The following is a 13,083-nucleotide window of genomic DNA, read 5'->3' as shown; positions in this document are numbered from 1 at the left end:
CACAAATGGAACAGATATAGACTGTTCCGTGTTTGTTTCCATTTGATTCCCGAGGGCCGCGCCGATGTTGACACGCAAGCAACTCGAACTTCTGATGTTCATCAATGAGCGTCTGAAGGAATCCGGCGTGCCGCCGTCATTCGACGAGATGAAGGAAGCGCTGGATCTGGCGTCCAAGTCCGGAATTCATCGCTTGATTACGGCACTAGAGGAACGGGGGTTTATCCGCCGCCTTCCGAACCGTGCACGAGCCCTGGAAATTGTTCGGCTGCCGGACAGCCTGACGCCGTCGAATGTGAGACGTGGCTTCTCTCCGAGCGTGATCGAGGGCAGCCTCGGCAAACCGCAGCCCGTGCCGGCAGCAAAGTCGGCCGCACCCGTCGCCGACAATGACGGGGGCGTGATCCCAGTGCCTGTGATGGGAAAGATTGCCGCGGGCGTGCCGATTTCCGCCATCGAACACCAGACAAGAACGATATCGCTTCCGCCGGACATGCTTGGCTCCGGGGAGCACTACGCGCTTGAGGTCGAAGGCGATTCGATGATCGAGGCCGGCATTTTCAGCGGCGATACGGCCATCATCAGGAAGGGTGACAGCGCCAATGTCGGGGACATCGTCGTCGCGCTCGTCGATGACGAGGAAGCGACGTTGAAGCGCTTCCGGCGCAAGGGAGCGTCGATCGCGCTGGAAGCCGCAAACCCCGCATACGAGACCCGCATTTTCGGTCCGGACCGTGTTCGTGTTCAGGGCAAGCTGGTCGGACTGATCCGCCGCTATTGATCGGACCTGCGCGGTTTCCATTCGCCGAGATTGCGAGCCGCACGGGAGTATTTGCGATGTTCGAGCCAGGGACGCACCGGACCGGGCAACGCATGACGGATCGTTAGTTGGCGGCCCCTTCGGTTCATGCGTATCTCGGCCGCTCCCTTGAGCGCCAGCATTTGCGCTGTCAGTACCGGCGTTCCGTCAAGGCATTCCTGCGGCGACGGGGCCGCGGCGAGGATGACAAGGTCGTTTTCGGCACAGAGTCGACGCAGGGACAGGACACCCGTTGGCCGCATTCGATCCGCTGGAGCGGAGACATAGGCAATTCTTGCTTCGCCGTCCGGCGTTACTAATTTGGCGATACATCGTTCCCCCTCGCATGACAGGCGCTCGGACCCGTTTGGCCGAACCACTTCCGTTCCGCGATAGGCATCGGCCCACTGGTCAAGGATGAAGGCATTCGGCCTGTGCCTGTTCACATGTATCCGTGTCCCGTTTTGGCTCGCTTCGAGGATGGCGAACTGCCGCGCATCTTCCGAAATGACCGCCATCGGAATGGTGTCGGACCTCCAGATCAGCGCCCCGGCGATAAAAAGAGGAAGCGAAAACAAACGCAGCCAGGTCGAAGGTAGGCACAGGATTACCAGCGCTACCACGAAACTCGCCAAAGCGGTTTCCGGCATCTGCCCCAACGGTACCGTCGGCGACAGGTCAGCGACCCATTCGGCAATCTCGATCACCAGCCCGACGGCCCATGCCATCACTTTCAACGGAAGGACGTGCAGGGCGAACGGCATGGCGACAATCGCGGCCACCGCCGACGGCATGATCACCATCGTTACGACAGGCATTGCGAGCAAGTTCCCGAGCAGACCGTACGGGGCGATCCGGCCAAAGTGGTAGGCCGCGAATATTCCGGTCGCAAACCCCGCGACCAGGGAGGTCACGGCGATGCCCAGCAAGTACCCTGATGCGGTTTTCAGCCAGCCAGGGACAGGCCCGGATACTGAACCATTCCGTGCCGCTGCGGTACGGCGACGGTGTGCATCCTGCCATGCTGCGTATACCGCGATCAGGGCAGCCGTTGCGGCAAATGACATCTGGAAGCCCGGACCAGCCACTTCATGCGGCGCAAATGCGATTACTGCGATCGCGGCCAATGCCAGATTGCGCATCGTAACAGCGCTTCGGTCAAAGGTGAGTGCCAGAAGCATGACCGCCAGCATGATGAACGATCTCTGCGTTGCGACGCCCGCACCGGCCAGAAAAAGATAGAAACCCGTGGCCCCTAGTGCCCCTGCTGCGGCATATTTCTTGACCGGATGGCGCGCGGCCCACCCCGGAAAGAAAGCAAATCCCAGCCTCAGACCGGCCATGACGGTTGCAGCGACAAGGGCCATGTGTAGGCCCGAGATGGACAGTATGTGCGCCAATCCGGACCCTCGAAGCGCCTCGTTGACCGTCTCGGGGATTCCCGCCTTGTCACCGGTTACCAGCGCATTCGAAACCGCGCCCGCCCTGCCCGGCGCCGCCTCAAGTATACGGTCGCCGATTGTCCTGCGCAGCTTGGCGAGAAAAAGTCTGCCTTGGCCGAACAAGCCGGCTTCTGCAGGAATTGTTGCCGGAGAAGGTTTTCCCAGGAAAAAGCCGTATGCACCGATACCGTCGAAATAGGAATGGAACGCAAAGTCATAAGCGCCGGGATGCGCCGGCCCGGATGGCGTTGTAAGCCTGACAACGCCATGAATGCCCCCGCCGATCTGAAAACCGTCGCCGGGGCCGGCGGCGGTGGCGCGAACGACTTCGGGTGCGTGGCGAAGTCTCGGTCTTGCCGTTTCGAGGACCTCGATCGTGTAGCGTGTTCGACCATTTGCGCGCTCTTCCATCGCGAGAATCCGGCCCGTTAGCCTCGTCGTGACGTCGGATCCCAGCATCGGCGTCGCGAGGCGATGCGTTTGCATCTGTGCAATTGCCATCCCGACGATCGTAGTCGCAGCCAGTATGATCGGAAAGCGCCACCGCTGAGCGTGCCGGAACGTGGCAAGAAGTACCAGCAGGATCGCGCCCGATCCCGTCAGTAGGTTCCATGCAGATGGTTCCCGCGGAAGACTGAAATAGACCGTCGCGCCGGCGGCAAGCGCCACGGGCAGGAAATGGAAGGGCGTGCCGACGCTCTCCTCGCGCCGTAGGGCCTCCCTCAGTGCGCTGGCAGCGGCAGACCGGCGCCGTCTCGCTGCGAAACGGAACCACCTTCGGGTTCTTGCGCCGGCTTGGGCGGGAGCGCTGTGCGGATACTGTAGGAATTCGTCGGGGCTTACGCGAAACACGTCGCGTTCGCGAGCGCTTTCACGTTCCGGGTCATGGAGTCTCACCACGTCTCGGCCCCCCTTCGCATGGCCATCCGATGACCGTCCAGATTTGCGCAGGCCGTCGCGTATGCTAGAGGTGCAGCAGAACCCGCACCAGGCCGTACCGACGGCCTCTTAATCAATACATTCGGAGCACCACATGACTGGCGAGGTCGTCACCCGTTTCGCCCCCTCCCCAACCGGTTTCCTGCATATCGGCGGCGCACGTACCGCCCTCTTCAACTGGCTTTACGCCAAGCATACAGGCGGCAAGATGCTGCTGCGCATCGAGGATACCGATCGCGAAAGATCGTCGCAAGAAGCGGTGGATGCGATTCTCGACGGCCTGCGGTGGCTCGGGCTTGAGTGGGATGGCGATCCGTTCTCGCAATTCGCCAATGCACAGCGCCATCGCGATGTCGCCATGCAGCTTCTCGAAGCGGGGAAAGCGTACTATTGCTATGCCTCGCAGGAAGAACTCGCCGAAATGCGCGAAAAGGCGCGTGCCGAAGGGCGCCCTCCCCGGTACGACGGACGCTGGCGCGACCGCGATCCGTCAGAGGCGCCGGAGGGAGTGAAGCCGGTGATCCGGATAAGAGCGCCGCAGGAGGGGGAGACCCTCGTGCACGATATGGTGCAGGGCGATGTGCGCTTCCCGAATAAGGATCTCGACGACTTCATCATTCTGCGTTCCGACGGCACCCCGACCTACATGCTGGCGGTAGTCGTCGACGACCATGACATGGGCGTCACGCATGTCATTCGCGGGGACGACCATCTGACGAACGCCGCCCGACAGACAATCATTTTCCGGGCCATGGGGTGGGAAGTGCCGAAAATGGCCCATATTCCCCTCATTCATGGTCCGGACGGTGCGAAACTCTCCAAGCGCCATGGCGCGCTCGGCGTCGAAGCCTACCGGGCCATGGGCTATCTGCCCGAAGCCCTGCGCAACTATCTGGCAAGGCTGGGCTGGAGCCACGGTGACGACGAGATCATGTCGACGGAAGACATGATTTCATGGTTCGAGATCGAGGACGTCAACAAGGGTGCCGCCCGTTTCGATTTCGCCAAGCTGGAAGCCCTTAACGGCCACTACATTCGAATGGCCGACGACGCCTATCTCGTAGAGCGTTTTGAGGCGCTTCTGCCCGAGTTGGAAGGCAAGAGTGACATTCTCGCAAAGCTCGATGAGGAGCGTCGTGCCAGGCTCCTGGCGGCAATGCCGGGCCTGAAGGAACGCGCGAAAACGCTTGTAGAACTGATCGACAACGCGGCCTACCTGTTCGCCGAACGTCCTCTCGATTTCGATGAGAAGGCGTCGACGATCCTGACCGACGAAGCGCGCGCAGTCCTCGGCCGTATCCTGCCATCGCTCGAGGGGCTGGGTGAATGGACCGTTGACGCGCTCGACGGTGCGGTTCGCACCTTTGCCGAGGCCGAAGGCCTCAAGCTTGGAAAGGTGGCGCAACCATTGAGAGCGGCCTTGACCGGCCGCAGCACGTCGCCTGGCGTGTTCGATGTGCTGGCTGTACTGGGACGCGAAGAGTCGTTGGCGCGCATCCGCGATTGCGCTTCGTGACGGCTTTCGTTGCGCCTTGCCGCGCACTATAATGCGTTGCAACAAAGACCGTTCGGCTGGCTTGGCAGGACAGCCCAAATGGAGTAGCAACCCCGCATCAAGACGAGAGCCGGGGTTTTTGCACTGCAATATTTCACGTCATTTCCGTGAAGAAATTTGAACGACAGGAAGGGAGACCGCATGTCTGACGAAACCGCCAAACTTACGTACAAGGGCCGGGATTATGAGCTTCCGGTGCGTGAGGGGAATATCGGTCCAAGCGTTATCGACATTGGGTCGCTATACAAGGAAACCGGCGCCTTCACATACGATCCCGGTTTCACCTCTACGGCGTCGTGCGATTCCGAAATCACATTCATCGACGGCGATGAAGGCATCCTGCTGCATCGCGGCTATCCGATCGAGCAGCTGGCCGAACAAGGCGACTTCCTCGAGGTTTGCTACCTGCTCCTTTATGGGGAGCTTCCGACGAAGGCCCAGAAGCAGGACTTCGACTACCGCGTGACGCGGCACACCATGGTACACGAACAGATGACGCGGTTCTTCACCGGGTTCCGGCGCGACGCCCACCCGATGGCGGTCATGTGCGGTACTGTCGGCGCTCTGTCGGCCTTCTATCACGACTCCACCGACATTTCCGATCCGCATCAGCGTATGGTTGCGTCGATGCGGATGATTGCGAAAATGCCGACAATTGCGGCCATGGCCTACAAGTACCATATCGGCCAGCCGTTCGTTTATCCGCAGAACGATCTCGACTATGCCTCGAACTTTCTGCGGATGTGTTTTGCGGTGCCTTGCGAGGAATACGAGGTCAACCCGGTGCTGGCCCGTGCCATGGACCGCATTTTCATCCTGCATGCCGACCACGAGCAGAACGCATCCACCTCGACCGTGCGTCTCGCCGGCTCGTCGGGTGCAAATCCGTTTGCCTGTATCGCTGCCGGCATCGCGTGCCTTTGGGGCCCGGCGCATGGCGGAGCCAACGAAGCCGCGCTCAACATGCTCGCCGAAATCGGTAGCGTGGAACGGATTCCCGAGTACATCGCGCGGGCGAAGGACAAGAACGATCCGTTCCGCCTCATGGGTTTTGGCCATCGCGTCTACAAGAACTACGATCCGCGTGCCAAGATCATGCAGAAGACGACCCACGAGGTCCTCGGGGAACTGGGCATTCAGGACGATCCGATGCTTGAGGTGGCTATGGAGCTCGAGAAGATCGCGCTCAATGACGAGTACTTCATCGAGAAGAAGCTCTATCCGAATATCGACTTCTATTCGGGCATCACGCTCCGCGCTCTAGGCTTCCCGACCACGATGTTCACCGTGCTGTTCGCCGTGGCGCGCACAGTGGGCTGGATCGCGCAGTGGAAGGAAATGATCGAAGACCCGAGCCAGCGCATAGGCCGTCCGCGGCAGCTCTATACCGGTTCACCGAAGCGCGATTACGTACCTATTGAGAAACGCTGAAACAGGCGAGACACTGAAAGAGCCGGCCTCAGGGCCGGCTTTTTTCTGACCCGCTCGCCAGATCGAGGAGAATGCGAGCCGCCATCGCACCCGGCTTCTCGTCGACCGCCATGAGCTCCCTGACCCTGCGAAAACCATTTCCCTGGGCCTTGGCGGCAAGGCTCTTGGGGGCTGCCAGCTCTTCGATGCGGCGCGCCAACATTCCGGGCCGGATCGTGTAATCTACGTATTCTGGCACGATTGGACGGTCGGCAATGATATTTGGCAGGGCAGCGGACCAGGCGTGGATCATCGAAATCGCCAGCCTGATCAGGTAGTCTGTCCTGTAGCAACTGATGACCGGAACACCTGCTAGGGCAAGTTCGAGAATGATCGTTCCCGACGCGGCCAGGGCGACATCGGCCTCGCGAAAAGCCGATAGCTTGTCCTCCGGCGTGACCGTGATACGAGGCGTCACCGGCCATTCGGCGGTCATCCTGCGCACTTCCGGCTCCAGGCGTGGTAGCGTCGGCACGGTGACCCGAAGGTGATGTCCCCTGTCGTGAAGTATAGAGATCGCCTTGCCGAAGTCCGGCAGCAATGCCCTGATCTCGCCTGTCCTGGACCCCGGGAGAACCAGCAGTTCCAAATCATGATTCTCTTGCGATGCCTGTTTGCGGCGGCGCGCCATCCAGACCGCTTCCAATTCGGGATCGGCTGCAAGCGGATGCCCAACGTAGCTGGTTTCCGGACCGCCCAGATCGCGCATGACATCCGGCTCGAATGGCAGGATAGCCAACACGTGGTCCACATAGGCCGCCATCTTCTTCGCCCGTCCGGGGCGCCAGGCCCACACTGTCGGCGATACATATTTGACGATGGGCGTCTCGGGCAGCAGCCTTTTCACGCGTCGTGCGACGCGTAGCGAGAAATCGGGACTGTCGATAAACACGATGACGTCCGGCCGCGCGGATACCAGGGCGGCCACGGTCTGCCGGATACGCAGGACCAGGCGCGGGAGAGAGGCCACAACTGCCGTCACGCCGGTGATGGCGATTTCCGCGGGATCGAACACGCTCCGCAATCCCATGTCGACCAACCGTCCGCCGCCAACCCCGACGAGGCGTGGCATGGATCCGGTTCGCTCGGCTATCGACTCCACCAGGTCGACAGCGAGGTTTTCCCCGGACTGCTCGCCGGCAACAATCCCGATCGTCAGCGGCCTCTTTGCATTCATTGAGCACCCTCTCCGTCGGGCAGGCTGTCCGGGTCAATTCCAATCAGGAACAGGCCCCTTTCTCGCGCCCTCTCGCAGGTCGCTTCGAAATCCGAAATCAGGGCGTTTTCGGCGTGAACGGCGATCCCCCTCAAGCCCGCCTTCGCAGCATTCTCGACGGTTGCCTCGCCTATTGTGGGCAGGTCGGCCCGCAACTCCTGTCCGGGCTTTGCGAGCTTGACCAGTACGCCATTGCGCCCGGAACCGAGGCGTCCGATTTCGCGAAGTTCGGCCACGCGCTTAAGCATGAGGTCGGTCCCTTCCGCTGCCTCGAGTGCCACAATGCGCCTTCCGATCGCCACTGAGGCCTGTCCGGTATCCAGGATCCCCAGTGCCTGTGCACCGCGTACCGCGACGGCGATTGCCTCCCGGTCGGCCCTTGTCGGTTTCGGACCGGCAATATGACCCGGGCCGGCCAGAAGGTCCGGAACGAGTTCATGCACGCCGCGGACGGGAAACCCCGCGTTTTCGATGGTGCGGATCAGGCCGCGCAGGATCATGTCATCGCCCGCGCGAAGCCGCGGCAGCAGATATGCCGCGAGCTTGATAGTCGTCCAGTCCGGGCGCAGGCGCCTCAAGTCCGGCCGCGCACGAATGCCGCCGACCATGACGACCTCGGCGGGGCGGACGCGCTTGAGAATGGATGCGAGAACGCCGATTTCCGCGGTGTCTATGACGTCATGTTCATAACCGAACAGTTCGGGATCCGCCTCGCCGCGCACGGCTATGACAAAAGGGTTGCGTCCGAATTGTTTGAGTCTTCCGGCCACATATACCGGAATTCGCCCGTTTCCGGCGATAAGCGCGACGCGGCCCCGGGCCGCCGCATCATGCTTGCCTGTCACCATCACTCATCGCCGCTATCCAGGCGGGTGCGCCGCGAGCTGCGGGGTGTGGTGAATTTGCGCTTGCTGTCGGCAAGGATGAAATGGGCAATGTCGCGGACAGCCGGCTGGTCGGCGTATGTCTGCTGCAGCTTGCGAGCGTTTTCGCGCAATGTGCATCCATTGTCCGCAAACAGTTCCCTGTAGACGTGCCGCAGCATGTTGATCTCTTCCTTCGACATGCCGGAGCGCTTCATTCCGACGAGGTTGAGACCCGCGAGATATGCGCGGTTCCCCACTACCATGCCATAAGGAATAACATCATGCACGACTGCCGCAATGCCCCCGACGAAGGCATGATGGCCGACATTGCAGTACTGGTGAATGCCTGCCCCGCCCCCGACGATGACGCGATCGCCGATTGTCGAATGCCCGCCGATCATGACGTTGTTGGAGAAGGTGACGTGATCGCCGAGCACGCAATCATGCGCGACATGGGAATAGGCGAGAAACATGCAGTTGTCGCCGACCACTGTTTCGCCACGGGAGTTGCCCGTGCCGATATGCATGGTCACGCCCTCGCGGATCGTGTTGTTGCGGCCGATCACGAGCGTCGTTCGTTCACCCTTGTAGGCCGTATTCTGGGGTTCGGTTCCCAGGACGGCATTGGGAAACACGCGGGTGCCCTCGCCTATCGTGGTGTCGCCGGTCACGACCACGTGGCTGATCAGCTCGACGCGGTCGCCGAGGACGACATTCGGGCCGACATGACAGAGCGGACCGATACGCACACCGTTGCCCAGTTCCGCCCCGGATTCGACGACTGCGGTCGGGTGTACGAAAATCGAATTGTCTTGGCTCACTGGATCAGCTTTCCGGCTCTTCGGGCGAAAGCATCGCGGCGACATCGGCTTCCGCGACCTTCTCGCCCCTCACGATGGCGACGCAATTGTAGCGGCAGATCGTGCCGCGGCGTTTGGTGAGCTGGACGTGGTACTCGACCACGTCTCCGGGCACCACGGGGCGGCGAAACTTCGCATTGTCTATCGTCATGAAATAGACGAGAGCCGGCCGGTCGAAGCCCTGCGCGCGAATGCCGATGGCACCCGCCGTCTGGGCCATTCCCTCGATCATCAGCACGCCGGGCATGATCGGCTTGCCGGGGAAGTGTCCCTGGAAGTAGGGCTCGTTCGCCGTCACGTTCTTGATGCCGATCGCAGAGTTCCCGCCGTCGATCTCGATGATACGGTCAATCAGCAGAAACGGATAGCGATGGGGGAGTATCCGCATGATTTCGGCGAGTTCCATCGCCTCCAGCGTTGCGTGCCGCTGATCGTCGTGACTCATGTGTTGACCTGCCTATTTGTCCTGCTGCGGCTTCTTATCCGCGAGCGCCAGCTTGCGCAACTTGGCGGTCTGCCGGAAGAAGTCCTTGAGGGGCATGGCCGGCGTGCCCGCCCAGCGCTGCCCGTCCGGGATGTCGTTCATGACCCCGCTCGACGCCGCGATCTGGACGCCCGAGCCGATCCGGACATGGTCGGCGACGCCGACGCGCCCGCCGAGCATGCAGCCGTCCCCGATCGTGACGCTGCCGGAAAGCCCGACATGGCCCGCGATCGCGCAATTGCGGCCGATGACCACATTGTGCGCGACCTGCACCAGATTGTCGATCTTGGTGCCCTCGCCGATCACCGTATCGTCGATCGTGCCGCGATCGACGGTCGTGTTGGCGCCGATCTCCACCCGGTCCTGCACGATGACCCGGCCGAGCTGAGGCATCTTCTCCAGCCCGGCCGCACCGGGGACGTATCCGAACCCGTCCTGGCCGATCCGGACGCCCCCATGCAGGATCACGCCGTTGCCGAGCAAGGCGTACTGGAGACTTGCCGACGCGCCGATGCGGCAATCGCGTCCGATCTGGCAATGGTCGGCGATCACCGCATTGGCGCCGATGACCGAGTTGCGCCCGATCGCGACGTGATCGCCGATCACCGCGCCCGGCTCGACGGTCACCCCCTCCTCCAGCACCGCCAGTTTCGACACGCGGGCGCCGGGATAATCCGGCCGGAAGCCGCCGGAAGCCGTGACGGCGGCCGGGCCGAGGGCCTGCGGATAGAGATGGCGGCCGATCGCCGCGAAGGCGGCCTGCGGATTGTCGACGATGATGCGCGCCGGCCCGCCCGCGCTGCCTTCAAGCGCGTCTTCCCTGCAGAGAACCGCGGCCGCGACGGATGCGCGCTGGAGGTCGCCCGCGCGCTGGACGAAAACGAGGCTGCCTGCCCGCGGGTCGGCAGCGGACGACAGGCCGTCAATCACGGTATCGGCCTGCGCCTCGTCGACAAGGCGGCCGCCGCAGACATCCGCGGCGGAACCTGCGCTGAGCGTTTCGCTGGGCTTGAGGAATTGCGGAGAGGACGTGCTCACGACGGTAACGGCCCGGCTTGCGCCGGGCCTGCGGATCAGAATGCGGTTGAAACAGAGAAGTTGAACCGCTGTTCCTCGTCGCCATCTTCCTTCTTGAGCGGAATGGCATAGTTGAACCGAAGCGGCGCGAAGGGCGACTGCCAGATCAGGCCGAAGCCGGCGGAGGCCCGCCACTCCATGTCCGTGTTGAGGGCCGTCGTGCTGTCGTGGCCGAACAGCGTGGCCGCGTCGGCAAAGATGGCGCCCTTGAAGCCGAGGTCGCGCGGAAGCGCCGGCAGCGGGAACTGCGCCTCGGCCGAGGCATGGAGATAGGTCTTGCCCCCGAGGTGTTCACCAACACCGGCCGGTCCCTGCTCGGTCGGACCGATGCCGTTATAGGCGAAACCGCGGATCTGTTTCGGGCCGAGGCGGAAATGGTCATAGGTGCGCACCGACTGGCCGAGGCCCTCGATATGGCCGCCGCCGAGCTTCAGCGAACCGACCAGGTCGGCCTCTTCCGACAGCGTCCGGTAGTAATTGCCCACGAATTTCGTCGAGATGTGGCTCGCATCGCCGCCGAGGCCGGCAATCTCCTGGTTCACGCGGAAATACAGGCCCTCATGCGGGTCCTGGACATTGTCGATGGTGTTGTAGGTCAGGCCGTAGGTCACCGCGGACTTGGTCCATGCGCCAAGCGCCTCATCCGCCTGGATCGAAGTCGGCGCCGTCGGATCCACGTCCGAATATTCGTCCTGCTGGAACAGGTAGCCGATATCGGCCTTGAGTTCCTCGGTGATCGGCAGGCCGAAGCTGATCGAGCCGCCCGTCGTCGCCTGATCGTATTCGTCGTAGTCCCTCGTCCGGCGGAAGCCGGAGAAGGTCGCGGCCAGCCTGTAGCCGAGGAAATAGGGTTCCGTGAAGGACATGTTGTAGGTGCGCGAATCGAGCCCGCCTCCTGCCGCGAGGCGCAGCGTTTGGCCGCGGCCGAGGAAGTTGCGCTCCGTGATGTTGCCCTCGACGGACACGCCGGAATTTTCGGCGCCCGTGGTGTAGCCGGCGCCGATGCCGAACTCGCCCGTGGACTTGTCGACCGCGTTGACGACGATGATGACGCGATCCGGCGCCGAACCGCGGCGCGTGGAAATGTCGACACGCTCGAAGAAGTCCAGTGCCTCCAGACGCTTCTGCGCGCGGCGAAGCAGGATCTGGTTGAAGGCGTCGCCCTCGGCAAGATCGAACTCGCGCCGGATCACGTAGTCGCGCGTCCGGCTGTTGCCGACGATCTCGATTCGCTCGATGAAGGCGCGCTGCCCCTGGTCGACGACATAGGAGACGTCGATCGTGCGGGTTTCGAAATTGCGATTGCCGACCGGCGTCACCTCGGCAAAGGGAAATCCGTTTGCCGCAAGCCGCTCGGACATCTCGATGAGCGTATCCTCGACATCCTCGGCGCTGTAGACCGCGCCGGAGCGTGTCGCCACTGTCCGTTGCAGATCTTCCGTATCGACACCGGTCACGGTGCTGTCGATATCGACATTGCCGAAGGTGTACCGCTCGCCCTCGTCCACCTCGATATTGACGATGATGTTGCCGGTCGCGGGATCGACGGTCGCGCCCGAGGACAGAATGCGGAAGTCGGCATAGCCGTGATTGAAGTAGAACCGGCGCAGCTGCTCCTCGTCGGCCGCCAGGCGCTGCTCGTCATAGATGTCCGTGCGCGTGAACCACGACAGCGGGTTGGACTTCTTGGTCGAGATGACGCTCTGAAGCCGGCGATCGCTGAAAGCGTTGTTGCCGACGAAATTGATCTGCGTGATCTTGGTGCGATCGCCTTCCTGGATGTCGAACACGACATTGACCCGGCCCTCGCCGAGATCGACAACGCTCGCGTCCACGATCACGTCGGCGCGGCCGATGCGGGAATAGGATTCGACAATGGCCTGTATGTCGGCATCCAGCGTCGACTGGTCGAACGCGCTGCGCGGCTGCAGCCTGACGACCGAGCGCAGACGGTTGTCCTTCAGCTTGCGGTTGCCGCGGAAGATCACCTGGTTGACGACCGACGACTCCTGGACCGAAACGACAAGGGTCGAGCCGGAAACGGACACATTGACGTCGGAAAAGAGCCCGGTGGCGAACAGCTGCTTCACCACATCGTCGATATCGGCAGCCGAATAGTTCTTGCCCGCCCGGAAACCGATCAGGTCGGCAATGGTGGACGATGCGACGCGCGAATTTCCGCGCACGGAAATCGCGTTGGCAACCGCTGCGTGAGCGGCCTCCGCGGTCAGCAGGTTGAGCACAAGACCGCCGCTCACGGCCGGTGTGAGCGCCAATGCCATCGCCGATACGGCGCTAAACAACTTCGGTGCCGGCTTCATCGGGTAATTCCCCCATTTCCCAGTCCGCCCCCAAACCGGGATCCTTGAACGTAA

The 13,083-nt window shown here is 62.2% G+C and carries 10 protein-coding genes; 3 read left to right on the top strand and 7 right to left on the bottom strand.

Translation table 11 applies throughout. The features are described from left to right. Nucleotides 1-64 precede the first annotated feature (64 nt). Nucleotides 65-781, top strand: coding sequence for a transcriptional repressor LexA (lexA, locus tag HTY61_RS06410; protein ID WP_175276010.1), 717 nt, complete (start codon nucleotides 65-67; stop codon nucleotides 779-781). Here lexA and HTY61_RS06405 read toward each other — a convergent pair. Beyond that, complete coding sequence (locus HTY61_RS06405) at nucleotides 775-3,141, bottom strand: ComEC/Rec2 family competence protein (RefSeq protein ID WP_175276009.1); 2,367 nt, start codon at nucleotides 3,139-3,141, stop codon at nucleotides 775-777. The two genes, lexA and HTY61_RS06405, sit on opposite strands and share 7 nt — an antisense overlap. Nucleotides 3,142-3,274: 133 nt before the next feature. Here HTY61_RS06405 and gltX point away from each other — a divergent pair, with 133 nt between their 5' ends. Together gltX and gltA are read left to right on the top strand one after the other, a co-directional pair. Next, nucleotides 3,275-4,696 (top strand): glutamate--tRNA ligase, encoded by a 1,422-nt coding sequence (gltX, locus tag HTY61_RS06400; RefSeq protein ID WP_175276008.1) that lies wholly within the window; start codon nucleotides 3,275-3,277, stop codon nucleotides 4,694-4,696. A gap of 180 nt (nucleotides 4,697-4,876) precedes the next feature. Then, the gene (gltA, locus tag HTY61_RS06395; RefSeq protein ID WP_175276007.1) at nucleotides 4,877-6,166 is read left to right on the top strand and encodes a citrate synthase; all 1,290 of its coding nucleotides are present in this window, start codon (nucleotides 4,877-4,879) and stop codon (nucleotides 6,164-6,166) included. A gap of 28 nt (nucleotides 6,167-6,194) precedes the next feature. On the opposite strand, the gene lpxB is transcribed toward gltA, so the two are convergent. The 6 genes from lpxB to bamA are packed head-to-tail and all read right to left on the bottom strand — an operon-like array spanning nucleotide 6,195 to nucleotide 13,029. Further along, the gene (gene lpxB / locus HTY61_RS06390) at nucleotides 6,195-7,382 is read right to left on the bottom strand and encodes a lipid-A-disaccharide synthase (RefSeq protein WP_175276006.1); all 1,188 of its coding nucleotides are present in this window, start codon (nucleotides 7,380-7,382) and stop codon (nucleotides 6,195-6,197) included. Beyond that, nucleotides 7,379-8,269 (bottom strand): LpxI family protein, encoded by an 891-nt coding sequence (locus HTY61_RS06385; RefSeq protein WP_175276005.1) that lies wholly within the window; start codon nucleotides 8,267-8,269, stop codon nucleotides 7,379-7,381. The genes lpxB and HTY61_RS06385 overlap by 4 nt, the downstream gene beginning before the upstream one ends. After that, complete coding sequence (lpxA, locus tag HTY61_RS06380) at nucleotides 8,269-9,108, bottom strand: acyl-ACP--UDP-N-acetylglucosamine O-acyltransferase (protein ID WP_246272952.1); 840 nt, start codon at nucleotides 9,106-9,108, stop codon at nucleotides 8,269-8,271. The genes HTY61_RS06385 and lpxA overlap by 1 nt, the downstream gene beginning before the upstream one ends. A 4-nt stretch (nucleotides 9,109-9,112) precedes the next feature. Further along, nucleotides 9,113-9,592: a 3-hydroxyacyl-ACP dehydratase FabZ gene (gene fabZ / locus HTY61_RS06375; RefSeq protein ID WP_175276003.1), complete on the bottom strand. Its 480-nt coding sequence runs from the start codon at nucleotides 9,590-9,592 to the stop codon at nucleotides 9,113-9,115. 12 nt (nucleotides 9,593-9,604) lie between these two features. Continuing rightward, entirely contained in the window at nucleotides 9,605-10,669 is a 1,065-nt protein-coding gene (gene lpxD / locus HTY61_RS06370; protein ID WP_175276002.1) for a UDP-3-O-(3-hydroxymyristoyl)glucosamine N-acyltransferase, read from the bottom strand. Nucleotides 10,670-10,704: 35 nt separating this feature from the next. Beyond that, entirely contained in the window at nucleotides 10,705-13,029 is a 2,325-nt protein-coding gene (gene bamA, locus HTY61_RS06365; protein ID WP_175276001.1) for an outer membrane protein assembly factor BamA, read from the bottom strand. Between the last annotated feature and the right edge of the window lie 54 nt (nucleotides 13,030-13,083).

The sequence above is a fragment of the Oricola thermophila genome, from assembly GCF_013358405.1.
Taxonomy (GTDB): domain Bacteria; phylum Pseudomonadota; class Alphaproteobacteria; order Rhizobiales; family Rhizobiaceae; genus Oricola; species Oricola thermophila.
This window is presented reverse-complemented; position numbering and strand designations above follow the sequence as displayed.